Below are 24,596 nucleotides of genomic sequence, written 5' to 3' on the forward strand. Positions count from 1 at the left end.
GAATGTCATGAGCAAGATTGCAATCATTGGTGCCACCGGCCGTGCCGGTAGCCAACTGCTGGAAGAAGCCGTGCGTCGCGGCCACAGCGTCACCGCCATTGCCCGCGATACCTCAAAGGTCGGTGATCGCGCCGGTGTCGTCAGCAAGAGCCTCGACGTGCTGGATTCGGCGGCGCTGCAAGCGGCGGTGGCCGGTCACGACGTGGTGATCAGCGCAGCGCATTTCGCCACCGTCCCGGCCTCGGCGATTGTCGGACCGGTGAAGCAGGCAGGCGTGAAGCGCTTGCTGGTGGTCGGCGGCGCCGGTTCGCTGTTGCTGCCGGATGACACGCGAGTGATCGACAGTGCCGGTTTCCCGGCCGAATACAAAGCCGAGGCGAACGCGGGGGCGGCGTTTCTTGATGCGTTGCGTCAAGAGCAGGAACTGGACTGGACTTTCCTGTCGCCGTCGGCGGAATTTGTCGAGGGTGAACGCAGCGGCCAGTATCGCGTCGGCAAGGATCATCTGTTGGTCAGTGGCGATGGGCGTAGCTGGATCACCTTTGCCGATTACGCGATTGCAATGATCGACGAAGTGGAAACGCCGAAGCATTCGCGCCAGCGTTATACCGTCGGTTACTGATCAGAAATGCTGTCCCTGTAGGAGCAGCCGAAGGCTGCGATCTTTTGATTTTGCTTTTCAAGATCAAGATCAAGATCAATTTCAAGATCAAGATCAAGATCAAGATCAAGATCAAAAGATCGCAGCCTTCGGCAGCTCCTACAGGGGTATAGCGGTGTTCAGCGGGTATGTGCCTGCTCAACCAGCCAGAGCATCAGCTCCTCAAGTTGCGGCGAGGGTTCGGCTCCAGCAGGCATTACCACGTAATACGCCAACCCCGTCTTCACCTTCAACGCAAACGGCATCACCAGCCGCCCGGCGTTCAGATCATCGCCAATCAGCGACCAGTCTCCGATCGCCACGCCCGTGCCATGGGAAGCCATCGACATCGCCTGATCCAGCGTTTCGAAATGCTGCCCGCTGCCAAGGTTGCCCAGGCGCAATCCCGCTGCATCGAGCCATACCGACCAGTCCTGAATGTCGTGGGTCGGGTGCAGTAACAGATGCTCTTGCAAATCCTGCGGTGAATTCAGCGCGGGCGAACCCTTGAGTAATTGCGGCGAGCAGACCGGTGTCAGTTGCTCGTCGAACAGATGCAGCGCGCCTGGCGAATGGTCCGGCGGCGGGCCGTAGATCACGGCGGCGTCGAATTGCTCGCGCTGGAAATCCACGCCGTGTTGCAGCGACGCCGTCAATTTGACCGGCACCTCCGGGCGTTCCTTCTGCCATTGCAGCAGACGCGGCAGCAGCCAGCGCATCACGCAGCTCGGCGCCTTGAGTTGCAAGGTTTGCCGCGTCAGACCGATCTGCTCGGTCGCTTCACTGATCAGCCCGAAGACCTTTTCCACTTGTGGCAGCCATTCGCGGCCTTCGGCCGTCAGCGCCAGACCTCGGGCCAGACGAATGAACAACGGATAACCGAGCTGTTCTTCGAGCCCGGCGATCTGCCGGCTCACCGCGCCCTGAGTGATGTGCAACTGCTCGGCGGCGCGAGTGAAATTGCAGCATTGCGCGGTGATCCAGAACGTATGCAGAGCGGGCAGGGGTGGCAGGCGTTTCATGGCGATCCGAGGTATGACGTGGCGACATGGCTAGTATGACTTTTAATCGATTGTTGCTGCCAGTTGCGCACCGTTCCAATGGGCACTCCACGGACCCTGTGGGAGCGAGCCTGCTCGCGAAGACGGTTCAAGGTTCGACACGGATGTTGGCTGGACCGCTTATTCGCGAGCAGGCTCGCTCCCACAGGGAGTGTTCAGTGAATGAAAGGGCAATCAACATGGCAACGTGCGGCGAAGTACTGGTCAAGCTGTTGGAGAATTACGCGGTCGAGCAGGTGTTCGGCATTCCCGGTGTGCACACCGTCGAGCTGTACCGAGGCCTCGCGCGCTCAAGCATCAACCACGTCACGCCTCGTCATGAACAGGGCGCCGGGTTCATGGCTGACGGCTACGCGCGTACCAGCGGTAAACCCGGTGTGTGTTTCATCATCACCGGCCCGGGCATGACCAATATCACCACGGCCATGGGCCAGGCTTACGCCGATTCGATTCCGATGCTGGTGATTTCCAGCGTGCAGTCGCGCAGTCAGTTGGGCGGTGGGCGCGGCAAGTTGCATGAACTGCCGAACCAGAGCGCACTGGTCGGCGGCGTCGCAGCGTTCTCGCACACGCTGATGTCCGCTGCCGAACTGCCGGTGGTGCTTGCTCGCGCTTTCGCGCTGTTCCAGGCCGGGCGACCGCGTCCGGTGCATATCGAAATTCCGTTGGACGTGCTGGTGGAAGAGGCCGATGAGTTGCTCGCCAGCCTGCCGGTGAATATCGATCGCGCCGGCGCCGCACCGGCTGCCGTGGCCCGCATGAGCGAACTGCTAGCCACCGCGCAACGTCCACTGATTCTCGCCGGCGGCGGTGCTATCGACGCAGCGCCCCAGCTGACCCGACTCGCCGAATTGCTCGACGCTCCAGTGGCGCTGACCATCAACGCCAAAGGCATGCTGCCGACCAGCCATCCATTGTTGATCGGCTCGACGCAAAGCCTGGTCGCCACCCGCGCACTGGTCGCTGAAGCCGACGTGGTGCTGGCGATCGGGACCGAGCTGGCCGAGACCGATTACGACGTCACTTTCGCCGGCGGCTTCGAGATTCCCGGCAAGCTGCTGCGCATCGACATCGATGCCGATCAGACCGTGCGCAACTACCCGCCGCACGTCGCACTGGTCGCTGATTCGCGCAACGCCGCGCAAGCATTGCTCAGCGCCTTGTCGCACCAACCGCTGGCCGAGCGCCGCAATGATTGGGGCCAGGTCCGCGCCGCGCGTCTGCGTAACGAATTGGCGGCGAGCTGGGATTCGCCAACGCTGGCGCAGACGCGTTTGCTTGAAACCGTGCTGCACGAATTGCCCGAAGCGGTGTTCGTCGGCGATTCCACGCAACCGGTGTATACCGGCAACCTCACCTTCAACCCCGAGCGTCCGCGCCGCTGGTTCAACGCATCCACCGGTTACGGCACCCTCGGCTATGCGTTGCCGGCGGCGATTGGTGCGTGGCTCGGCGGCCAACTCGACAACGGCGCGCGCCCGCCGGTGGTGTGCCTGATCGGCGACGGCGGCTTGCAATTCACCCTGCCGGAACTGGCCAGCGCCGTTGAAGCGCGGGTGCCGGTAATCGTCCTGCTGTGGAATAACCAGGGTTACGAGGAGATCAAAAAGTACATGGTCAACCGCGCCATCGAACCGGTCGGCGTGGACATCTACACCCCGGATTTCGTCGCCGTGGCCAAGGGCCTCGGTTGCGCCGCGCAAGCCATCAGCAGCATCGCCGAATTGCGCGCAGCGCTGCGCGAGGCGACGGACCGGCAAGGCCCGACGCTGATTGAAATCGACCAGAACCAGTGGATGCAGGCGGTGGCCCAATGATCAGTTTTCCAACCACACTCGACGGGCTCTACATCAACGGTCAATGGTCGTCGGGCCGCGAGCATCTACGGGTGATCAATCCCGCTACCGAAGCGCTGCTGACCACCGTCAATGGCGGTGACGAACACGCCGTCGACCAGGCGATCAGCGCGGCGACCGAAGCGTTCGAACACTGGTCGAAAACCACCGGCGCCGAACGCGCTGCGATCCTGCGCAACATTGCCAACGGCGTGCGCAACGGTCGCGATCACTTGATGAACCTGCAGTCGAGTAACAACGGTAAACCGCAGTTCGAAGCGGCCATCGATGTCGATGACGTGATCGCCACTTTCGACTATTACGCCGAACTCGCCGAAGGCCTCGACGCCGGGCAGGACAGCAACGTGCCGCTGCCCAGCGATGACTTCAGCGCACGCCTGCGTCGTGAGCCATGCGGCGTGGTCGGGCTGATCGTGCCGTGGAATTTCCCCATGGTCACCACCGCATGGAAACTGGCGCCAGCGCTCGCCGCCGGTTGCTGCGTGGTACTGAAACCCTCTGAAGTGACGCCGCTGCCGGAGCTGGAACTGGCCGCGATCATCGCTGCATCCGGGCTGCCCGACGGCGTGTTCAATCTGGTCTGCGGCACCGGGCTGGCGGTGGGCGCGCCGTTGTCTGCCGATCCTCGCATCGCCAAGATCTCCTTTACCGGCAGCAACGCTGTGGGTGTGCAGGTGATGCAACGCGCTGCTGAAACCGTGAAGGGTGTGAGCCTGGAGCTGGGTGGCAAATCTTCCTTGCTGGTGCTGGCGGATGCCGATTTGGATCTGGCGGTGGAACTGGCGTGTGGTGGGGCGTTCTTCAACGCCGGGCAAATGTGCTCGGCCACCAGTCGGGTGCTGGTTGCCGAGGAATTGATGGATGAATTTCTTCAGCGCCTGCAAAAACGTGCGGAGGCGATCCGAGTCGCTGATCCGTTTGATGCGGAAGTGGAGATGGGCGCGCTGGTCAATCAGGCGCAGTACCAACGAGTGCTTGGGCATATTGATCGCGGTTTGAGCGCCGGGGCGAGGTTGGTGTGCGGCGGTAATCGACCGGCGCATTTGCCGCGCGGTTATTTTCTGCAACCGACGGTGTTCACCGACGTGCCGCTGGACAGCGCGTTATGGCGTGAAGAGATTTTCGGTCCGGTGGTGTGTGTGCGCAGTTTCGCCAGTGAGAGCGAGGCGATTGCGCTGGCCAACGACACGCAGTTCGGCCTGGTCGCGAGTGTGGTGACACGCGATGCTGCAACGGCGGATCGCGTGGCCAATGCCTTGCAGGCAGGGCTGGTGTGGATCAATGCTCCGCAGGTGATCTTCCCGCAGACGGCGTGGGGCGGTTACAAGCAGAGCAGCGTCGGCCGCGAACTGGGGCCTTGGGGGGTGGCGGCGTTTTTGGAGATCAAGCACGTCGTGCGAGCGGTGTAGAAGCCTGCCCTCACCCCAGCCCTCTCCCGGGGGAGAGGGAGCTGACCGAGGTGTCTTGCGTTCTCCGTCGACCTGAAAAACCGAGTCGATTATGGATTTGAAGGTCATCAACCCAACGCTGGGTTGGCCTGGCTTGGCTGATTCCGGATTCAGCACCGATATCGCAAATCGATGAACCTCTTCAATATCCCCCAATCGGTTCCCTCTCCCTCTGGGAGAGGGCTAGGGTGAGGGGCTTCTATGGAGTTACACCGACAGCCGCAACCGCGCCAGATCCCGCAACGGCGGCGCGCCAAACAGTCGGCTGTACTCACGGCTGAACTGCGACGGACTTTCATAGCCCACCCGATACCCCGCCGCCGAGGCTTCCAGCCCTTCGGTCAACATCAGCCGCCGCGCTTCTTGCAGGCGCAGCTGCTTCTGATATTGCAACGGACTCATCGCGGTCATCGCCTTGAAGCGGTGATGCAGGGTCGACACGCTGAGGTTCACTTCCCGCGCCAGATCATCGATGCGCAGCGGCTGCTCGAAGTTGCCGTTGAGCCATTTGATGGCCTGGCTGATGCGATGGCTCTGACTGTTGGCAATCGCAATCTCATACAAACGATGACCCTGCGGACTACGCAGCAGGCGATAGAGAATCTCCCGGCGAATCAGCGGCGCGAGCATGGCGATGTCTTTCGGCGCGTCGAGCAGCCGCGCCAGACGCAGCACCGCGTCGAGCATGGCGCTGTCGATTTTTTCCACGTACAGACCACGTCCGGTCGGCCGCGTCGGTACGCCCATCGGGCCGGCGTCGGCGATCAGCGCGGTGATTTCGGTCGGGTCGATATCCAGGCGCACGGCGAGGATCGGTTCCTCTGGCGAGACGTTGACCACGCGGCCGCTGAGTGGCATCGAAACCGACACCACCAGATAGTTCAGCGGGTCGTAGTTGAAAAACTCGTCGGCCAGGCGGACCTCTTTGCGCCCCTGCGCCATGATGCACAGCGCCGGCTGCGCGAGTACCGGGGCAAAGTCATGGGACTGGGTGTGGCGCGACATCACCAGCGAACCGATCGCGGTCTGGTAGCTGCCATCGTCGCTGGTGTTGCGGCGGATGATCGCCGCCAGCTCCGCACGCTGCTTTTCCATGTCGGCGCTGGGTTCGGCTTGAAAACGATCGAATGACGTCATGCACGGCATCCTCGGCAAGTGAGGGGGGAATGCAGCAGAGCATATGTTTGTGCAAGCAGCAGCGGTAGACACATTCTGCCAAATGCTTGCCTGATTCTGCATCGCGATATCCATCAGCATCGACGCGATGCCTGTGTGTAGGAGCTGCCGAAGGCTGCGATCTTTTGATTTTTGTTTTTCAGATCAAAAGATCGCAGCCTTCGGCAGCTCCTACAGGGCAGCGGCGCCGGCCGGGGTTTTGGCAAGTCTCGCAGGATTGTGCAACGCGAAGGCAGGAATCGACTAACGGCGCTGCGGCCCCGGCCCTTAATCTTTGCTTCAGTCGCAGCCCGTCCCCCGGCTGCCACGCGATTTCATGGAGGGTTGATCATGTCCAAGCAAATGCCTGTCAGTCATATGGCCTTCGTTCGTGCCCAGGCCGGGCGTTCGGCGGAACTCGGCGTGCGCCTGAGCGCGTTGATCGAGGTCTCGCGCGCGGCGCCCGGCTGCCTGAGTTTTTCCCTGCAACAATCGCAGTGCGACGCCGACCTGTGGCTGGTCAGCGGCTACTGGAGCAGTCAGCAGATGATGACGACTTATTTCAACAGTCCGTCAATGGAAGTCTTCGCCGAGCTGGTGCAGGACCTGGTGGTCAACAGCCTCGACTTCCACACCTTCAGGGACGTTTCCGCCGTGCAGGCCCTCGGTCAATGCGCCGCGCCGATACACAAACTCGCCGGTTGAGGGTTTAATGTCCGGCTTATTTGATTGAGCCAGGATCCGCGACATGGCACGTAAAGAGTTTGAACGCTTCGAAGCAGTCTCCGCAGTCGTCCCCGTCGAGCTGGGCGGCAACAAGGGTTATTACGCGGCGATCGCGGTAAAGGCCCTGGTTGATGGCGGTGCACCACGTTTTCACAAATTGCTCAACGAGCAGGTGTTTGCCGGCGCCATCGCTGCCGATGAAGCAGCGATCAACGAGCTGGTTAAACTCAAGGGCGTCACTGATGACGCCGAGCTGATCTGGTAGTTATTTCTGCACCCCGGGGCGCCACATCTTGAACAGAGCCTCAGGCCCCAGCTGGAAATAATCTGCCGGCCCACCGCCGCGCAAAATCGGTTGTGCGGCGGCGGTGTCGTAGATGCCGTCCTTCAGCAGCCATTTGGCGATGTGCACCGCAACCACCTCACCGAGGATCAGCCAGCTCGGTACGGTTTCGCCATCGGCGCGTTGCAGCTGGATGATCTGCGTGACCTTGCACTCGAAGGACACCGGGCTTTCGGCCACCCGTGGTACTGAAATCACCTTTGACGCCACGGTCGTCAGCCCCGCCAGTTCAAACTCGTTGACCTCAGGCGCAACCATCGCGCAGCTCTGGTTCATCTGCTCGGCCAACGGGCGCGTGGCGAGGTTCCAGACGAATTCGCCGGTCTGTTCGATGTTGTTCAGACTGTCTTTGCGCCCGACGCTGGAAAAACCAATGATCGGCGGCACGTAGTTGAAGGCGTTGAAGAAACTGTATGGCGCGAGATTGAGCCGGCCTTCGGCATCCTGGGAGGAAATCCAGCCGATGGGCCGCGGGCCGACGATGGCGTTGAACGGATCGTGAGGCAGGCCGTGGCCGTTGGCGGGTTCGTAGAAGTGGATGTCATCGGGCATGGGGAGCGGATTCCTGAGCTGCATTCGGATGCAGCCATAGTGCAAGGACCCGGCGCATATTTCCAGCCAGACGCGAGACCCCGTAGGGTTCGTGGCAGGACACAGATTTTGTGGCCTGCCAGCGAAGTAGCCCTATCAGTCAGTCACGATCCGCGAATGCTTCTGGGTGTCTTTCATGGTGATGTACACCAGCAGCGACACGGCAATGCACGCGGTGACGTACCAGTAGTAACCGGTTTCCATGCCGATGCTCTTGAACCACAGCGCGATGTATTCGGCAGTGCCGCCGAAGATCGATACGGTCAGCGCGTACGGCAGGCCAACGCCCAGGGCGCGGATTTCGGTCGGGAACAATTCGGCTTTGACCACCGCGTTGATCGAGGTGTAGCCGCTGACGATGATCAGCGCCGCCATGATCAGGAAGAACGCGCCCCACCAGGTCTGGATGGTGTGCAGGGTCATCAGGATCGGCACGGTGAAGATCGTACCGAGCACGCCGAACGCGATCAGGATCGGGCGACGACCGATCTTGTCCGACAGGCCACCGATGATCGGTTGCAGGCACATGAACAGGAACAGCGTGGCGGCGGAAATGGTGGTCGAGTCGGAGATGCTCATGCCGACCGTGTTCACCAGGTATTTCTGCATGTAGGTGGTGTAGGTGTAGAACGCCAGGGTGCCGCCCATGGTCAGGCCGACCACGGTCAACAACTCTTTCGGGTGGCGCATCAAGGTGCGCATCGCGCTTTCCTTGGATTTTTCTTTCTTGGTGAACGACTCGGTTTCTTCCATGCCGCGACGCAGGTACAGCGCCACGACCGCACACAGCGCACCGATGGCGAACGGGATACGCCAGCCCCACGCGTAGAGCTGTTCGGTGGTCAGCATGTTTTGCAGCACGATCAATACGCCGAGGGCGATGAGCTGCCCGGAGATCAGGGTCACGTACTGGAAGCTGGAGAAGAAGCCGCGACGTTCCTTGGTCGCCATCTCGGACAGATAAGTCGCCGAGGTGCCGTACTCGCCGCCGACCGACAGGCCTTGCAGCAGGCGGGCGAACACCAGCAGGACCGGCGCGCCGATGCCGATGGTTTCATAGTTCGGGCTCAGGGCGATCAGCAGCGAGCCGAAGCACATCAGGTACACCGAGGCCATCAGCGCTTTCTTGCGCCCGACCTTGTCGGCGTACATGCCCATCAGCCAGCCACCAATCGGACGCATCAGGAAGCCCACGGCGAAGATCGCAGCGGTGTTCATCAGTTGCGCGGTGGTGGAACCGGCGGGGAAAAAGGTTTTCGCGAAGTACAGGGAGAAGGCGGCATACACATACCAGTCATACCACTCGACCATGTTGCCGACAGAGCCGCTGAAGATCGATTTGATCCGGCTGGCGGTGGTTCTCGGTTTGGCCGGCACGGCAGCCGACCCAAGGGGCAGGGCGTTGGAGTTATCCATTGAAGGATCCTTCGTTTAATTGTTTTTGTGGAGCGCGTCGGAACGCAGCCTGCCAGGGCTATAGCAGGAGGTGTGCCAAGGGGTGAGGGGCCGGTTTAGAGGGGGTGGCGGGGAGGAGTGAGCGGATTTGTGCCGACTGATTGGGCTGAGTGAGCGGATTTCCGCTTACCGCGTGAAGATCAAAAGCCCCTCACCCTAGCCCTCTTCCAGAGGGAGAGGGGACTGACCGAGGTGTTCTTGTGGGTTACATCGACCTGCAATATCGAGTCGAATACAGATTCGGGAAAGCATGGAGATCGGCTCCCTTCCCCCTCGCCCCCTGGGGGAGAGGGCTGGGGTGAGGGGGATGGATTTCAGCTACACCACAAATCTCTGCCTCACTCCGCCAGAAACATCTCCCGACTCAACCCATGCCGCTGCATCTTTTCATTGAACGTACGGCGCGGCAGTTGCAGTTCTTCAAGCACCGCTTTCACATCACCTTTGTGCCGGGTCAACGCCGCGCGCAGGCATTGCGCTTCGAACGCTTCCTGCTGCGCCGCCAGCGATTGCCCTGGATCGATTCCGGCGACCGGTTCATCAAGCCGCAGTACCTGACGCTCGGCAACGTTGGCCAGTTCGCGCACGTTGCCCGGCCAGTCATGGCTGAGCAGGTGACTGAGCTGCGCACCGGTCAACGGCGGAAAGGTCCGGCCCAGACGCTGGGCGGCATTCTGCGCAAAGGTCTCGAACAGCAACGGAATGTCTTCGCGGCGATCGCGCAGCGGCGGCAAGCGCAGTTCGGCGACGTTGAGGCGATAAGCCAGGTCCTCACGAAAACGCCCGGCGCGGGCTTCATCGAGCAGGTCCGGTTTGGTCGCCGCGACGATACGCAAATCGACGCGAATGCTCTGGTTCGACCCCAGCCGTTCAAGCTTTTGCTCCTGCAAGACCCGCAGCAATTTCACCTGCTGGGCCAGCGGCATGCTTTCGATCTCGTCGAGAAACAGCGTGCCGCCATCGGCGTATTCCAGCTTGCCGATGCGCTTGCCCGAGGCGCCGGTAAACGCGCCGCTCTCATGGCCGAACAGTTCGGCCTCGAATAGTTGCTCCGGGATCGCCGCGCAGTTCAGCGCCACGAAAGGTTTGCCGGCGCGCGGGCCGAAATCATGCAGGCAACGCGCGACCAGTTCCTTGCCGCTGCCGGTTTCACCACGGATCAGCACGTTGACCGGCAACGTCGCCAGATCCAGCACTTGCCGACGCAATGTCTGCAAGCCGCGGGACACGCCGAGCAGCGTCGCATCGAGCTTTGCGCGGTTGTCGGCCAGTTCGTGCAGGGCACGGTTTTCCAGAACCAGGCGGCGTTTGTCCAGCGCCCGGCGCAGGCTGCCGAGCAGGGTTTCCGGGCTGAACGGTTTTTCCAGAAAGTCGTAGGCGCCGTCGCGCATGGCTTCGACCGCCATCGGCACATCGCCATGGCCGGTAAGCAGAATCACCGGCAGATCGGCGTCGCGCTGTTGCACTTGCGCGAGCAATTGCAAACCGTCCATGCCGGGCATGCGCACGTCGCTGAGGATCACCCCGGCAAAATGTTCCGGGAGCGCGGCGAGGCATTCTTCGGCACGGCTGAACAATTGCACCTGAAACCCCGACAGGCTCAGCCACTGTTCAACGGCGTCGCGAATGCTGCTTTCGTCGTCGACCACCATCACCGAATTGAGCATCAGATGTGTGCCTCCAGATCGATTGGCAGGGTCAGGCTGAACACCGCGCCGTGGTCGCCATTCTCGACGCTCAGGCGCCCGCCGGATTCATGCACGATGGCGAAGGATACTGCCAGCCCCAGGCCCAGACCATCGCCCACCGGTTTGGTGGTAAAGAACGGATCGAACACCTGGCCCAGATGTTCCTCGGCAATGCCGCCGCCGTTGTCGCTGACGCTGAGCCGCCACAATTGCTCATCGGCCTCCAGACGGATTTCCAGGCGCTTGCAGGCTTTACCCTGCATTGCATCCAGCGCATTGCGCAGCAAATTGATCAACACCTGTTCCAGACGAATCGCGTCACCGCGCACCCACGCCGGGCGGGTCAGATGCAGCACCAGGCTGACCTGTTCGTCACGCAGCCGCGCATCGAGCAGTTGCAGCGACTGATCGACAACCGTCGCCAGATCCAGACGTTCGCGCAGGCCGCTCGGGCTCTTGCGGGCGAAAGTCTTGAGGTGGCCGGTGAGGGCAGCCATGCGCGTGAGCATGTCATCCACCGGTTTCAGCGCCTTGTACGCGTCATCGACGCGGCCATGTTCGAGCAGCAGGCGCAGGGTGGCCAGTTGCATGCGCTGAGCGGTCAACGGTTGATTGATTTCGTGGGCCAGCGCGGCGGACATCTGCCCCAGCGCGGCGAGTTTGGCCGACTGCACCAAACCTTCCTGCGCGGTGCGCAAGTCGCGGGTGCGCTCCTCGACCAGACGCTCGAGTTCTTCGCGATTGCGCTGACGGACCTTGGCCAGCCGCCAGCGCTGATTGAGAAACAGCAACAAGAACACCAGCGCCAGCCACACACCGGCGGCGGCCAGCGCGGCGTTGCGCAAATCTTCGAAGGCCACTTGCGGGCGGCGCAGCAGATGCAGGGTCCAGCCTTCGGTCGCCAGTGGCAGCGATTCCCATAAATAGTCCGCCGTGCCCTGCGGACCTTCGACCCGGCGCAGATCGCTGTTGTCATCGAAGCGCCGTAGCGGCAAATGAGTCAGCGGCAGCAGCGATTGCTTGTCGTACTGACGCGTGCTTTTGATCTCGGTCAGATCATCGGCGCTCAGCGGCCGCAAGGCGCGATAACGCCAGCCCGGCTGATTGGCGATAAAGATGATCCCGCGTGCATCGCTGACCAGCAGCGTGTCGCTGCCCTGGCTCCATTCGCGTTCCAGTTCGGGAAATTCCAGCTTGACCACCATCGCACCGAGAAACTCGTCGTGGTCACCGAGCACCGCGCTGGAAAGGAAATAGCCGGGAATGCCGCTGGTCACGCCCACTGCGTAGAAACGCCCGGTGCCTTGGGTGCGGGTCTGGCTGAAGTAGGGGCGGAAGCCGTAATTGTGGCCAACGTAACTGCTGGGCAAGCGCCAGTTGCTGGCGGCCACGGCCAGGCCTGTGCGATCCAGCAGTTCAAGGGTCGAGGACTGCGCCGCACCGTTGATTTTTTCCAGCTTCACATTCAATGCCGCTTGCTGCGCAGCATCGACCGGGCCGGCCAGGGCCGAACGCAATTGCGGGTCCAGCGCCAGCACGGCGGGCAGGGCGCGATAGCGGTCGATCAGGGTGTGCAAGGAGTTGGCGTACAACCCCAGTTGCTGATTGGCGCGGGCGGCGTCTTCTTCCAGCGCCTGACGCTCGGCGTGGCGCATCGCGAGCGTCGCGGCAATGACCGTGCCGGCGATGATCAGCAGGGAATACGACGACAGACGCAGGGTACGGGAAGTCGGCAGCATGCTGGTCTAACGGATGGTAGGAGGAGCGGCACGATAGCATGCAGATCGCGTTTCGCTACGTGATCGCACGTCACCGGCTATCCCTTGAGTCTTGCCTGTGTGTTCTTGAGATGGCCGATAGTGACATCGGTGGCCCTGCGAATGCTTTGCAGTGTATCGCCCGGTGCATTGCCAAAGAACCTGCTCAGCAATCTGTATGTATGGATGGAGGTACGCCCCGCGTCATCAAACGCCTGAGTAATTTCGTCGACGTTTTTGTTCAGTACATCAATCATCCCGTTGATGAACGTTTGCGCTCTCTCCACTTTCTCGGGACTGAGCGGGGCGCCTGCGCCGGATATCTCATGCAGGATCTCGAACGTGCCTGCCAGAGTACTGAAGGCGGCGCTGGCTTCGCTGGCAGCCGAAGGTGCGGCGTATTTCGCTGCAACACCGGCGCCCGCCGTCGCGACTTCCTTGGCGCCTCTCAGCCAGCCAGCCTGGTTCAGCGTTATGATGCCTCTGCCGATGGCCCTGAATTTGTTGAGCGCATAATGACCGTAGTTGCTGCTCTTGTATTCGGACCGACCCACAATTCGGCCCGGATCAAGCTTGCCCGCCTTGAATTTGACTGACGCGCTGAAGCTCATGCTGTCTGCGACGTAATCCACTCCCACGCTGACGGCTTTTTTTGCCAGCACGCCGAGAAACACCCCGAACGCTACACCGACCGGGCCGGTCACGCTGCCCAGCGCCGCCATCGTTGCGCCGATTCCGATGCCCGCCGCGTAACTGACGGCCTGCCCTCCGATATGTGCCGCGGTTCTGAGGGCCGCGGACTTCCCGTGTTGTGCTGCCGAGCGGTGGTTATCAATTTGCTGATCGGCTTCCTGAGCCCTTCTGGAGGTGAGCTTGAGAATATCAAAATGCCGATCGATGGCTTTTGATAACCGCATGTTCGCTTGGTACTGTCGCTGTTGTGAGGCGCTCGCTGCTTTCCTGGCATCCCGTTCTTCGGGCCTTTCTATGTGAAAAGCGTCCAGCAGGGATTGGCCGTCCTGATCAGAGAATTTGATTGGGTTGTTGGCAACGAACGAGTACAGATTCAACCCATCCACATCCCCCGCCGGATCTGCACTGACCCAACGCTGCAACCATGGCGCGTAATAGCGGGCGCCGTAGTAGTACAAACCGCTGACATCCATTTCCTTGCCGGAGTAACGGACGAAGCGGTATTCGATTTCCGATTCCGGGGCCACCCATGCGGTTTCGCCGAACGGGTAATAGCCTTCTGCGCTGGTGACCACAGCGTCTTTGTTGAGCTCCATCACGCAAGAGCCGAGGTGGTCTTCAAGGGTGTAACGCAGTTGGGTCTTGTCGGCTGGCCCCGCTTGCACCCAATGCAGGCAGCGCGCATTACCGAGGCTGATGATGTGCAGTTCTTCGCCATTGTCCTTGGTGCGGATTTCCAGGCCGGGCAGGTAGCGCACTTTATCGACGTGGTTGACACCCCTGGCGACCGTTTCGCGGTATTTGAGTACCCGCACGCCCTGGCTGTAGCGGTAATACTCAGTGTCGTTGGCGCTGTCCTTGCGAATCACCAGATCTATATGTTCCAGCTCGTCGCGATTGTTCCAGTGCAATGTCGGACCGTGCCGCAGCCTGCATTGATTGCCGTGCAAGTCGAACCAGCTGCCAAAGTCCGGTTGGTCATCGCTTTCCCAGCGCACTGCGCGGTTGCTTTTGTCATCGACGCGCATACGCCTCGTGCGACCGCCGCCGTCGCGCTGATGACGCAATTCGGTCAGATTGCCGCCGTCGTCGTAGCTATACGTCTGGGTGTAGTTGAGGCGGTTTTGCTCGTCGGGCGGTCGCGGCAGGCCGGGAATTTCCGGGGGCAGGGCGTCGTCATGACCGGTCGCGCGGATCAACCGATACAACGAGTCGTAGATGAATGTGCGGTGGCCATCGACCCGCTGGTTGGCGAACCAGGTAGGCTCGAAGGCGCGGTCTTCGATGCGGGTGATATTGCCGACGCGGTCGTAGAAGTAGGCGAGATCCTGCAATCTGGGCTGACCGGGTTTCTGACTGATCCGCGTGCGCAGGCGTCCGTCCGCCGGGTCGTACGTCCACTGACTTAGGACACCGTTACCGGCCAGTTGCGAGGTGATCTGATTGTTCGCGTTGTACTGCGCATCCCGCAGAACCTGTGTGACCTGCTCCCCGACTTGCAGCTCCACCTGTTTGAGCTGGCCGGCAAGACCGTAGCTTGACGCTCTGCGATAACCACCGGCATCGGTCTGCTGCAGCACAGCGCCCAATGGGCTGAAGACCTGATGGCTGGTGAACGCTTCGTTATCGTGAAAAGTGCGCTTTTCCACCAGTGCCTGTCTGGTGAGGGCATAGCTGGTGATATCCAACGAGCCTGACGGATCTGTCTGCCGGATCAACCGGCCGCGCAGGTTGGAGCACGCTCCGGCAGAACCGGGGGCGTAAGTGAAGGTATCGAGCTGATTTTCGCCGTTTCCCGAGACTTCGAGCTGCACCAGGCGCAATTGCTCGTCAAAGGTTGATTGCCAGACATGGCCACGCTCGTCCCAACGGTGTCTGGGCTCTCCGTCCCTGCCCAACAGGGCCAGGCGCCAGCCGCTATCCCGGCTGCTGGTAAACACGGCGATACCGTTCAGCGAAAACACGCTGGTGCTGTTCGCTATCGGCAGGCGTGGATCCTGTTGCGCGACCATACGCCCGGCGACATCGTGGCGCTGGCGGGTCACAAGAGCTCTCGGCGTGTCATCCGCCACGGTACGCAGATAAGCGACCTGGCGGACTGGCAGGCCACGTGCGTCGGTGACCGTCAACGCAGGAGTGCGCGAATGAACGGTATCGAATTTCATTGGTGTGGATATGTATGTCGGGTGAATGGCCTGACAAAGTCCTGAAATGCCGCTTTGAACCTGGATTTCGGTTGAGCTTGTTTGCGCAAAAAACGGTTGTCTGTGAGTGCGTCTTCCTTGTACCAACTCATCATGGTCTGGCTGGTTTCGATAAATCCCAAAACCTTACTGGTTTCCTCTCGAAGGGCTTCGAGTCGGATAGGCCCCGCAGCTGTTGAGTGGCCTGCATTAGGTATCACAAGACCTGCATCGAACGTGTTTCGCCCCAGACGCCTGTACGCTTTTTCGGCGATGGCCATTCGGGAAGTGAGGGCTTCTTTCCAGTCTGCAAGCATGGTTTCGATTTTCTGAATCTTTACCGGATCCAATCCGTTTTTGATGTCCTCGGCTTCTTGTACACGTTGCCCCATATTGAGCGTTGCGCCGACGCCTCCAATAACTGATCCGACGACGTAGTTCATAAATATCAGGCTTGCATTGGCCGGGCTGGTATCCAGTCGACCCTGTGTGAGACCGATCTTTTCATCAATGGCTGCGACGCTCATTGCTGACGTTTGTGGAATCAAGGGCTTGATCAGATTTGCAGGGGACATGAGGCGATCAGCAAGTTCCCCCGTGATGGTGCCGGCGATGTTCCCGCCGACCAACCCTTCGAGAAATGGTGGTTTACCCTGTTCAGTAAAATTGACCATGTGCGGGTTGTCGGGAAGCATTGAGCCTATTTTCGCACCGAGGTAAAGGCCGCCGAGGAAACCGGCAGCGGCATTGATGCCTTCTCCCGCGAAATTCCCCAGCAATTCGACACCGTATTGTCCGTGTGAGAAGTTCTGAATCTGTTCTTGAGCAGTAACAGAGTAATCACTAAGAACGGTCAGAAAGTTTGCGAAGTTGACAATCTCATGTCCTTCTCGGCTGTTCCCCTGCACATCCACAAAAGAGACCGGGTTGTTACCGACAAAACCATACAGATTCAACCCATCCACATCCCCCGCCGGGTCCGAACTGACCCAACGCTGCAACCACGGTGCGTAATAGCGGGCGCCGTAGTAGTACAAACCGCTGACATCCATTTCCTTGCCGGAATAACGGATAAAGCGGTATTCGATTTCCGACTCCGGCGCCATCCACGCGGTTTCGCCGAACGGGTAATAGCCTTCTGCGCTGGTGACCACAGCGTTTTCATTGAGCTCCATTACGCAAGAGCCGAGGTGGTCTTCGAGGGTGTAACGTATCTGGTCGTCTATCGGCACTGAACGTTGCGCCCAATGCAGGCAGCGCGCGTTACCGAGGCTGATGATGTGCAGCTCCTCGCCGTTGTCCTTGCTGCGAATTTCCAACCCCGGCAGGTAGCGCACCTGGTGGAAGTGGCGGACCTTGTCGGTGAACCATTCATGACATTTGAGGACCCGCTGGCCGGCGCTGTACTGGTAATACTCGGCATCGTTATCGCTGTCTTGACGGATAACCAGATCCACGCGCTCCAGCTCATCACGCCTGCTCCATTGCAATGACGGACCGTGGCGCAGCTTGCGTTGATTGCCGTGCGGGTCGAACCAGGTACCGAAGTCCGGCGGCTCGTCGCCCGTTTCCCAACGCACCCCGCGATTGCTTTGATCGTCGATGTATATGCGCCGGGTGCGGCTGGCGCCGTCGCGCTGATGACGCAGTTCGGTCAGATTGCCGCCATCGTCGTAGCTATACGTCTGGGTGTAGTTGAGGCGGTTTTTCTCGTCGGGCGGTTGCGGCAAGCCGGGAATGTCCGGGGGCAGGGCGTCGTCATGACCGGTCGCGCGGATCAGGCGGTACAGGGAGTCGTAGTCGAATTCACGATGGCCGTCGACCCGTTGATTGGCGAACCAGACGGGCTCGAAGGCGTGGTCCTCGATGCGAGTGATGTTACCGACGCGATCGTAGAAATATTGCAGATCCTGCAATCTGGGGTGAGCGGTTTTCTGACTGGTGCGCGTATGCAGGCGTCCGTCGGCCGGGTCATACGTCCACTGACTCAGGACACCGTTACCAGCCAGTTGGGAAATGATCTGGTTGTTGGCGTTGTACTGCGCATCCTGCAGAACTTGCGTGGTGTTCGCCTTCACTTGCAGTTCCATTTGCCTGAGTTGCCCGGCGAGACCATAGCGCGATGCTCTGCGATGGCCGCCGGCATCGGTCTGTTCAAGCACGGCGCCAAGCGGACTGAACACCTGGTGGCTAGTGAACGCTTCGTTATCTTGAAAAGTGCGCTTTTCCACCAGTGCCTGTCCGGTGAGGGCATAGCTGGTGATATCCAACGAGCCTGACGGATCTGTCTGCCGGATCAACCGGCCGCGCAGGTTGGAGCCCGCTCTGGCAGAACCGGGGGCGTAAGTGAAGGTATCGAGCTGATTTTCGCCGTTTCCCGAGACTTCGAGCTGCACCAGGCGCAATTGCTCGTCAAAGGTTGATTGCCAGACATGGCCACGCTCGTCCCAACGGTGTCTGGGCTCTCCGTCCCTGCCCAACAGGGCCAGGCGCCAGCCGCTATCCCGGCTGCTGGTAAACACGGCGATACCGTTCAGCGAAAACACGCTGGTGCTGTTCGCTATCGGCAGGCGTGGATCCTGTTGCGCGACCATACGCCCGGCGACATCGTGGCGCTGGCGGGTCACAAGAGCTCGCGGCGTGTCATCCGCCACGGTACGCAGATAAGCGACCTGGCGGACTGGCAGGCCACGTCCGTCGACGACTGCCAGCGTCGGCGTGCGCCAGTGCAGGGAGGCGGTCATGCTCCCGACTCACTCGAGGACACCACCTCTTCGGCGGTGTCGTTGAAGTCTTCGCTGGTGTGATACCAGGGATGATAAGTCTCGCGGGAAAAGTCGCCTTTGGCGTTGACCAGCCTGGTCGGACGCCCCGGCGCGTCATAGAACAGCTGATCGAAGAGCCCGAGCTTGCGCAGGGATTGATCATTGACGTAGCGGTGGGTGTTGGCGAAAAACGGCCGGTATTGGCGCTGCGGCAGACCTTTGTTGTTGTACTCGACGCGTTCGCTGATACGCCAGCGTGTCTGCGTCGGTTGCTCACCTTCTTCGATGAGCAATTCACCATCCTCGCCCACCACATAAGCCAGCCCCGGGTCGACCTTTTGCTGGGTCTGCAGTACCCGACCAAAGCCATCTACGCAGGTTTTGACGATCTGGATCTGCGCGACGATGGGGTCTGTGGGGTAGCGGTCGGCGCTGAGCACCACGGTGTGTACCGGTTCTCGGTAAGCCAGTTCAATGGCCTCGATCAATTGCTGGTCTTCAGGCGTCAGTGCGTGGCTTTGCGCAAGTCGGCGACGGGCACTGGCACGGATCTGCCCGCCGGGCAACAGGTCGCCTTGCATGATCGACCGGGTTTGAAGGGTGGAGGAGGGGATTGATCCCATCCAGCTAAACGGGTTTTTGTGCAGAGTACTTGCTGCTTTGCCTACGGTGTCCTCTGGAAACTGGATGGCGTATTCCGGACTGGTGTCCGGCAAGGTCCAGCCAACGCCCAGCTTCTCGAATCCGGCAGGTTCACCATTCTCGGTACCGTAAAAGCTGACGACCAGTGGCTGCCCGGAAGGCTCGTAAATGACTTCTTCGAAGTTGTCGTTGGCGTCCTTGATCAGCCTGGGTTTGAGGGCGTGGTAATCGAACTCCGCTACCTCAACCGCACACCCGTCGGGCAATTCCACGCGCATCACCGCCAGGTAGTGTTGATCGTATTCGGCCTTGGTCACGCCATGGCTTGGCGTTTCATTGAAATCGAGCACGTTGTAGAACGCTTGCAAGCCGCCGTACCGAGCCAGATTGAACCGCGACGACCATAGGTTTTGTTCCTCGCTCGGCGGCGTTTCGAACAGCAGTTGCATGGGGTCGTAACCAATTGCCGCGAGGGCCTCGCGGATATTCAGGTCCGGCACAATGCTGTAAGCGTCCAGCGCGGTTTTATCCAGCAGGGCAAGCTCCAGAGAATGTGACAGGGCTTCGAATCCGGCGACGCCGTCATCCAGTTCAATGCCCTCTACGTCCACATAGCGCTGTATGGATTGGGAAGTCAGTACCCTTTCGACGGCCCATTCTTGCGTATCCTGCCGCTCTCTCAGTGATTCGAAAGACACCCGTGCCGGGTTCAACTCGCCGGGGAGCGTACCTTTGGCCAGTTTCAGCGCATCGCCCCGTTCCAGATACGGCAAGCCCAATCGCCACTGCTGTGGCTCTGGCAGATTGATCAGACGTGCACGGGTTTCACTGATGTAAAAGTATTGCTGCGCCTCGTCGTGAGCGTCGGACCACCATTGATTCAGATGGTCTTCGGTGAAGGGGGGCGGGCTCTGGGCGGTCAACCTGCGCGCATAGCTCACCGTAAGTGCGTGGGTCGCGGCGCCATAAGCGTTCCAGCGCAGGGTGACATCGTGGCGGCACAGCGGGTCGTTGATAAAGCCGTCGTACTGATAGCTGATGGCTTCGACCTGAAGGGGCAGCAGAACGGCTGCGGCATATGGCCCCTGCGGCCGCACCTCGCGAACCAGATAGCGCTTCTCTTCTACCGAGTACAGCGCGGCTGCACCGGGCGCCTGCGCATCGGCGCGGTAGGGGAAAATTTCTGTTCGAGCGACCGAGCCAACCAGTGCCTGCGCAATCCGATAGCGACTGTCGGACCCCTCCGGGGTGACGGGCTCATCCATTTCACCTTTGGGGTGGTAACGACTGAACAGGGTTTCGCCCAACGGGCAGGCGTCCACGTCCGCGCTGAAATAATCGTCGCGGGAGCGATTGATTTCCTGACCGTTGTGAAACCAGGTGCATGTTTGCACCGGCTCGCTGAAGCCAGGCTCTGAAGGATCGGTTCCAACCTCGCAGTCAAGTTGCTGCAAGTAGCCGAACCCGCGAAATTCCCTCTCCCTGCCGTCGTAGAACCCTTCGCGCCAAGTGAACGACTGGGTCAACCGGTTGCCGGTGATCTCGTCGTGCTGCTCCTGTTTTTTCACCACGGCCAGCGGAAATGGCAGATGACATACCGGTGCACGCTCAAGCGCCAGCAGCCGCTCCTTTTCATCCAGCCATTCCTGAGCCGAGCTGCGATAAGTCACGCCGCTGGAACAGCCCATGTTGTTGTTACTGTTGACCAGCAGGTAGGGCTTGGCTGCAACAAAATCGTAGCGCCAATGCCGCGGCTGGATATGCGGCACCGTCAAAATCAGGCTGGCGCAACCGAGGCCTTGCAGGTCGGCGAAACTGACCTGGCACAAACGGTCATAGCGCACGTCTTCAGGCCACGGCACGCTGACGGGAATCTGCTCCAGACCATTGCCGCCCCGGTTCAGGTAAATGTCGAACCCTTCGGATTTGAGATAGATCAGCGCGGGCGCGCCGGAGCCATCGAGATCGGCCAGACGTACTCGCGAGGCGTCGAATTCTTCATGGGTGAAGGGCAGGGCGCTGATCTTGCGACCTTGACCGAATGTGCCATGACCAAGATTCGGCCAGCAGCGGACCTCGTCATGGCGGATGCGGCACAGCTCGGGCATGTCGCTGCCAAGCAGGTTGCCCAGAAGCACCAGTTCGCTTCGCGAGTTGCTGAACACCGGCAGACGGTCGTCTGCGTATTCATGGGGTATTTCCTGTGCGGCGGCGAAGCCGTGTTCGCGCAGGCTGGCATAGAGGCGCACACGGTCGGGGCTGATGCGGGCCGCTGACATCAGCCCGTCGCCGCTGAAATCCCCCATGGTCAAAGTCAGATCCTGGTGTTCCCTGGGAAACGTGTCGAACGCGCTGAACAGTTCGAATTGGCGCTGCGCATTCAGCGCATGGAAACCGCAGTAACCCAACCGGGCGATGATCAGGTCCAGGCGCCCATCACCGGTCAGATCCAGCAGTTGCGCCACGGCGCGGTTACGATCTGCCACCGGGATCCTGTCCAGCAGAGCCCATGGGCCGTAACCGATCAATTCAGTGCCAGGCGCCGCGCGCAGCGGCTCGCGGTAGTACCAGGCGTTGTCATAGCGGCAGAGAAAACCCGGCACGCCCTCGCCATACAGATCGACGCATTGGTAGAACCCGCTGTCTTCGATGCCCGGTTGAGTCTCGTTTTCCAACAGGCGTGCAGGTGTCTTGTTGATCTCGAAGGGCGAGTATTCGAACTCTAGCGGCGGTGAATGCTCGACATTGCCTTGCGCATCGAAGGCCTGGTAGTGCGCCGCGGTGATCTGACTGTAGGCCCACGGCGCAGTGTTCTGGATCGGTCGATATTCCAACAGCAGGCGACGTACAAGCTTCGCCTCTGTCGCCAGCCCTTCGGGGAAGTGATGAAACATCAACACTTGCTGGCACAGCCTGCGGGTGCTCAGTTCAAAACCCTGGCCATAGGTGGAAAACGGATCCGGTCGCAGCCGCCAGCGGTTCACTTCTTCGTAGCTCGGGACCTCGGTCAACGAATTGCTGCGTTCGCCGTAATCGAACACCAGTTGAAAATGCCATGGCAGATCCGTCGGTCGGTCAGTGTCCCAGCTGTAAAGGCGATCGCTCGCCGTGGCATTGCCGTAACACACCCGTCGCAGATAGCGCTGGGCGCGGTAGTCGTGAATCGGGTCTTGCTCGTCAGGCTGATCGTCGGCCTTGTACTCGTAGCAGATGTGTTCGCCATGGGCGTTCATGCTTTCACATAAAAGCCAGCCGCTGATGCGTGATGGGTCGTCGGGGTCGGCACGGCGGGAGGCGGTGGTTTTGCCGTAGACATGCAACGTACCGTCGGCGCCATGGATCAGCCAGAAGGGGGCTCCGCCGTCAGCCGGATACCAGCATTCGCGCAGGGAAAAATCACTTTCGATCCGCGCCCGGTAAGTCACGACGTTGTGTTCGGGAATGGGACGGTCTCTGTAGCTGTGTTCCGTGCGCGACTTCAGGTTTCCTCCATCATCGAGCTCCGGCATCCACACCTCGCCGTCATGCCCGATGATTTCATCGTGCTCGGCATAACGTGGGACACCTTTATTGGTGCGGCGGCTGATCTGGCTCAGGCCCAGGTGGCAACCAAGGCCAAACGAACCGTTACCGCTCTGGCTGTTGATTGACAGGGGTATTTGCGGGTCGTAACCACGACCGCTCGATAGCGGAATCGGCAATTCGCATCCAGCCGAGGCGGTCGGCCCTACCGCGCTCCAGCTTTTGCCGATGGTGGCGATCGATGAGCTTCTGGCGATGGAAGGAGCTGTGATGCTGAGGTCTTGATCGGCCATGGTCGAGTCCATTCGCGCTACATAGGGCGTATGGATAGACGCTAACAGGAGTGGGCCTAAGATGGACCTGTCAGATCTGACAGGTGCGCAAGATCGTTTTCTGTGCTTGGGCGATTCTTTTATCGCAATTGGTTTGAACACACAAAAACGGCCGGGGCATCTTTGCGGATGCACCGGCCGTTTTCATGATGCCAGAAGCTTACTGCACTTCTACCGCCAGGCTTTCGCTGATCTTCTGTTGCCAGATCGCCGGGCCAGTGATGTGTACCGACTCGCCTTTGCTGTCCACCGCTACGGTGACCGGCATGTCCTTGACCTCGAACTCGTAGATCGCTTCCATGCCCAGCTCGGCAAATGCCAGCACCTTGGACTTCTTGATCGCTTGCGCAACCAGGTAAGCGGCGCCGCCGACAGCCATCAGGTACACGGCCTTGTTGTCCTTGATCGCTTCGATCGCGGTCGGGCCGCGCTCGGATTTGCCGATCATGCCCAGCAGGCCGGTCTGCTCGAGGATCTGGCGGGTGAACTTGTCCATCCGCGTTGCGGTGGTCGGGCCGGCCGGGCCAACCACTTCGTCACCGACCGGATCAACCGGGCCGACGTAATAGATGAAACGACCTTTCAGATCCACCGGCAGGGTTTCACCCTTGTTGAGCATCTCGACCATGCGCTTGTGCGCGGCGTCGCGACCGGTGAGCATCTTGCCGTTGAGCAGCACGGTTTCGCCCGGCTTCCAGCTCTGCACCTCTTCCGGGGTCAGGGTGTCGAGGTTGACGCGACGGGCCGACGGGCCGGCTTCCCAGACGATTTCCGGGTAGGCGTCCAGCGGTGGCGCTTCCAGCGAGGCTGGACCGGAACCGTCGAGCACGAAGTGTGCGTGACGGGTGGCGGCGCAGTTGGGGATCATGCACACCGGCAGCGAGGCAGCGTGGGTCGGGTAGTCCATGATTTTCACGTCGAGCACGGTGGTCAGGCCACCGAGGCCCTGGGCGCCGATGCCCAACTGGTTGACCTTTTCGAACAGTTCCAGACGCATTTCTTCGATGCGGTTCTGCGGACCACGGGCCTTCAGCTCGTGGATGTCGATGGATTCCATCAACACTTCCTTGGCCATCACTGCGGCCTTCTCGGCGGTGCCGCCGATGCCGATACCCAGCATGCCCGGTGGGCACCAGCCGGCGCCCATGGTCGGCACGGTCTTCAATACCCAGTCGACGATCGAGTCGGACGGGTTGAGCATGGCCATTTTCGACTTGTTCTCGGAACCGCCGCCCTTGGCCGCCACGTCCACTTCCACGGTGTTACCCGGGACGATGGAGTAGTGAATTACGGCCGGGGTGTTGTCTTTGGTGTTCTTGCGAGCGCCTGCCGGGTCGGCAAGGATCGATGCCCGCAGGACGTTTTCCGGCAGGTTGTAAGCGCGACGCACGCCTTCGTTGATCATGTCGTCCAGGCCCATGGTGGCGCCATCCCAGCGCACGTCCATGCCGACACGGACGAATACGGTGACGATACCGGTGTCCTGGCAGATCGGGCGATGGCCGGTGGCGCACATGCGCGAGTTGATCAGGATCTGCGCCATCGAATCACGGGCCGCTGGCGATTCTTCGCGCAGGTAGGCTTCGTGCATCGCCTGGATGAAATCCACGGGGTGGTAATAGGAAATGAACTGCAGGGCGTCGGCAACGCTCTGAATCAGGTCATCTTGCTTGATCACGGTCATGAGTCGCGCTCCTCTGAAAACGGTGGGGAAGCTACAGGCTTCTAGCTTCGAGCGG

At 60.5% G+C, this 24,596-nt stretch carries 15 protein-coding genes; 5 read left to right on the forward strand and 10 right to left on the reverse strand.

Annotated features, from left to right (window positions below):
* Positions 1-7: 7 nt before the first annotated feature.
* The gene (locus AB4N47_RS02640) at positions 8-622 is read left to right on the forward strand and encodes an NAD(P)-dependent oxidoreductase (RefSeq protein ID WP_460154407.1); all 615 of its coding nucleotides are present in this window, start codon (positions 8-10) and stop codon (positions 620-622) included.
* Between the two features lie 158 nt (positions 623-780).
* Here the strand turns inward: AB4N47_RS02640 and AB4N47_RS02645 are convergent, their stop codons facing one another.
* Positions 781-1,662 carry a LysR substrate-binding domain-containing protein gene (locus AB4N47_RS02645; RefSeq protein WP_341638910.1) on the reverse strand — a complete coding sequence of 294 codons (882 nt, stop codon included), beginning with the start codon at positions 1,660-1,662 and terminating at the stop codon, positions 781-783.
* Positions 1,663-1,880: 218 nt separating this feature from the next.
* Here AB4N47_RS02645 and AB4N47_RS02650 point away from each other — a divergent pair, with 218 nt between their 5' ends.
* A complete protein-coding gene (locus AB4N47_RS02650) occupies positions 1,881-3,518 on the forward strand; it encodes a 5-guanidino-2-oxopentanoate decarboxylase (RefSeq protein ID WP_341639014.1) in 1,638 nt (545 codons plus the stop codon).
* The gene (locus tag AB4N47_RS02655; RefSeq protein ID WP_341638911.1) at positions 3,515-4,966 is read left to right on the forward strand and encodes an aldehyde dehydrogenase family protein; all 1,452 of its coding nucleotides are present in this window, start codon (positions 3,515-3,517) and stop codon (positions 4,964-4,966) included. Before AB4N47_RS02650 ends, AB4N47_RS02655 begins: the two co-directional genes overlap by 4 nt.
* 246 nt (positions 4,967-5,212) lie before the next feature.
* Here AB4N47_RS02655 and AB4N47_RS02660 read toward each other — a convergent pair whose 3' ends face one another.
* The gene (locus AB4N47_RS02660) at positions 5,213-6,142 is read right to left on the reverse strand and encodes an AraC family transcriptional regulator (RefSeq protein WP_016773445.1); all 930 of its coding nucleotides are present in this window, start codon (positions 6,140-6,142) and stop codon (positions 5,213-5,215) included.
* A 369-nt stretch (positions 6,143-6,511) separates the two neighbouring features.
* On the opposite strand from AB4N47_RS02660, the gene AB4N47_RS02665 reads away from it, so the two are divergent.
* Positions 6,512-6,865, forward strand: a complete 354-nt coding sequence (locus tag AB4N47_RS02665; protein WP_341638912.1) for a putative quinol monooxygenase — start codon at positions 6,512-6,514, stop codon at positions 6,863-6,865.
* Between the two features lie 43 nt (positions 6,866-6,908).
* Positions 6,909-7,151 (forward strand): hypothetical protein, encoded by a 243-nt coding sequence (locus AB4N47_RS02670; protein WP_341638913.1) that lies wholly within the window; start codon positions 6,909-6,911, stop codon positions 7,149-7,151.
* Here the strand turns inward: AB4N47_RS02670 and AB4N47_RS02675 are convergent, their stop codons facing one another.
* The 8 genes from AB4N47_RS02675 to AB4N47_RS02710 form a co-directional block, all read right to left on the reverse strand.
* A complete protein-coding gene (locus AB4N47_RS02675; RefSeq protein ID WP_341638914.1) occupies positions 7,152-7,781 on the reverse strand; it encodes a flavin reductase family protein in 630 nt (209 codons plus the stop codon).
* A gap of 135 nt (positions 7,782-7,916) precedes the next feature.
* Positions 7,917-9,236, reverse strand: a complete 1,320-nt coding sequence (locus AB4N47_RS02680; protein ID WP_341638915.1) for an MFS transporter — start codon at positions 9,234-9,236, stop codon at positions 7,917-7,919.
* A 377-nt stretch (positions 9,237-9,613) separates the two neighbouring features.
* The gene (locus AB4N47_RS02685; protein WP_341638916.1) at positions 9,614-10,942 is read right to left on the reverse strand and encodes a sigma-54-dependent transcriptional regulator; all 1,329 of its coding nucleotides are present in this window, start codon (positions 10,940-10,942) and stop codon (positions 9,614-9,616) included.
* Positions 10,942-12,702, reverse strand: coding sequence for an ATP-binding protein (locus AB4N47_RS02690; protein WP_460154408.1), 1,761 nt, complete (start codon positions 12,700-12,702; stop codon positions 10,942-10,944). Before AB4N47_RS02690 ends, AB4N47_RS02685 begins: the two co-directional genes overlap by 1 nt.
* A 77-nt stretch (positions 12,703-12,779) precedes the next feature.
* The gene (locus tag AB4N47_RS02695) at positions 12,780-15,578 is read right to left on the reverse strand and encodes an RHS repeat-associated core domain-containing protein (RefSeq protein WP_341638918.1); all 2,799 of its coding nucleotides are present in this window, start codon (positions 15,576-15,578) and stop codon (positions 12,780-12,782) included.
* Positions 15,575-18,340: an RHS repeat domain-containing protein gene (locus AB4N47_RS02700; protein WP_341638919.1), complete on the reverse strand. Its 2,766-nt coding sequence runs from the start codon at positions 18,338-18,340 to the stop codon at positions 15,575-15,577. The genes AB4N47_RS02695 and AB4N47_RS02700 overlap by 4 nt, the downstream gene beginning before the upstream one ends.
* Positions 18,337-22,818 (reverse strand): SpvB/TcaC N-terminal domain-containing protein, encoded by a 4,482-nt coding sequence (locus tag AB4N47_RS02705; RefSeq protein ID WP_341638920.1) that lies wholly within the window; start codon positions 22,816-22,818, stop codon positions 18,337-18,339. Before AB4N47_RS02705 ends, AB4N47_RS02700 begins: the two co-directional genes overlap by 4 nt.
* 199 nt (positions 22,819-23,017) lie before the next feature.
* Positions 23,018-24,541: a fumarate hydratase gene (locus tag AB4N47_RS02710; protein ID WP_024014122.1), complete on the reverse strand. Its 1,524-nt coding sequence runs from the start codon at positions 24,539-24,541 to the stop codon at positions 23,018-23,020.
* Positions 24,542-24,596 lie beyond the last annotated feature (55 nt).

This window comes from Pseudomonas sp. S3_G06, assembly GCF_054667565.1.

Excerpts from the sequence above, each read along its gene's own strand:
- AB4N47_RS02640 (WP_460154407.1), top strand. The coding sequence starts at position 8 with ATGAGCAAGATTGCAATCATTGGTGCCACCGGCCGTGCCGGTAGCCAA.
- AB4N47_RS02645 (WP_341638910.1), bottom strand. The coding sequence starts at position 1,662 with ATGAAACGCCTGCCACCCCTGCCCGCTCTGCATACGTTCTGGATCACC.
- AB4N47_RS02650 (WP_341639014.1), top strand. The coding sequence starts at position 1,881 with ATGGCAACGTGCGGCGAAGTACTGGTCAAGCTGTTGGAGAATTACGCG.
- AB4N47_RS02655 (WP_341638911.1), top strand. The coding sequence starts at position 3,515 with ATGATCAGTTTTCCAACCACACTCGACGGGCTCTACATCAACGGTCAA.
- AB4N47_RS02660 (WP_016773445.1), bottom strand. The coding sequence starts at position 6,142 with ATGACGTCATTCGATCGTTTTCAAGCCGAACCCAGCGCCGACATGGAA.
- AB4N47_RS02665 (WP_341638912.1), top strand. The coding sequence starts at position 6,512 with ATGTCCAAGCAAATGCCTGTCAGTCATATGGCCTTCGTTCGTGCCCAG.
- AB4N47_RS02670 (WP_341638913.1), top strand. The coding sequence starts at position 6,909 with ATGGCACGTAAAGAGTTTGAACGCTTCGAAGCAGTCTCCGCAGTCGTC.
- AB4N47_RS02675 (WP_341638914.1), bottom strand. The coding sequence starts at position 7,781 with ATGCCCGATGACATCCACTTCTACGAACCCGCCAACGGCCACGGCCTG.
- AB4N47_RS02680 (WP_341638915.1), bottom strand. The coding sequence starts at position 9,236 with ATGGATAACTCCAACGCCCTGCCCCTTGGGTCGGCTGCCGTGCCGGCC.
- AB4N47_RS02685 (WP_341638916.1), bottom strand. The coding sequence starts at position 10,942 with ATGCTCAATTCGGTGATGGTGGTCGACGACGAAAGCAGCATTCGCGAC.
- AB4N47_RS02690 (WP_460154408.1), bottom strand. The coding sequence starts at position 12,702 with ATGCTGCCGACTTCCCGTACCCTGCGTCTGTCGTCGTATTCCCTGCTG.
- AB4N47_RS02695 (WP_341638918.1), bottom strand. The coding sequence starts at position 15,578 with ATGAAATTCGATACCGTTCATTCGCGCACTCCTGCGTTGACGGTCACC.
- AB4N47_RS02700 (WP_341638919.1), bottom strand. The coding sequence starts at position 18,340 with ATGACCGCCTCCCTGCACTGGCGCACGCCGACGCTGGCAGTCGTCGAC.
- AB4N47_RS02705 (WP_341638920.1), bottom strand. The coding sequence starts at position 22,818 with ATGGCCGATCAAGACCTCAGCATCACAGCTCCTTCCATCGCCAGAAGC.
- AB4N47_RS02710 (WP_024014122.1), bottom strand. The coding sequence starts at position 24,541 with ATGACCGTGATCAAGCAAGATGACCTGATTCAGAGCGTTGCCGACGCC.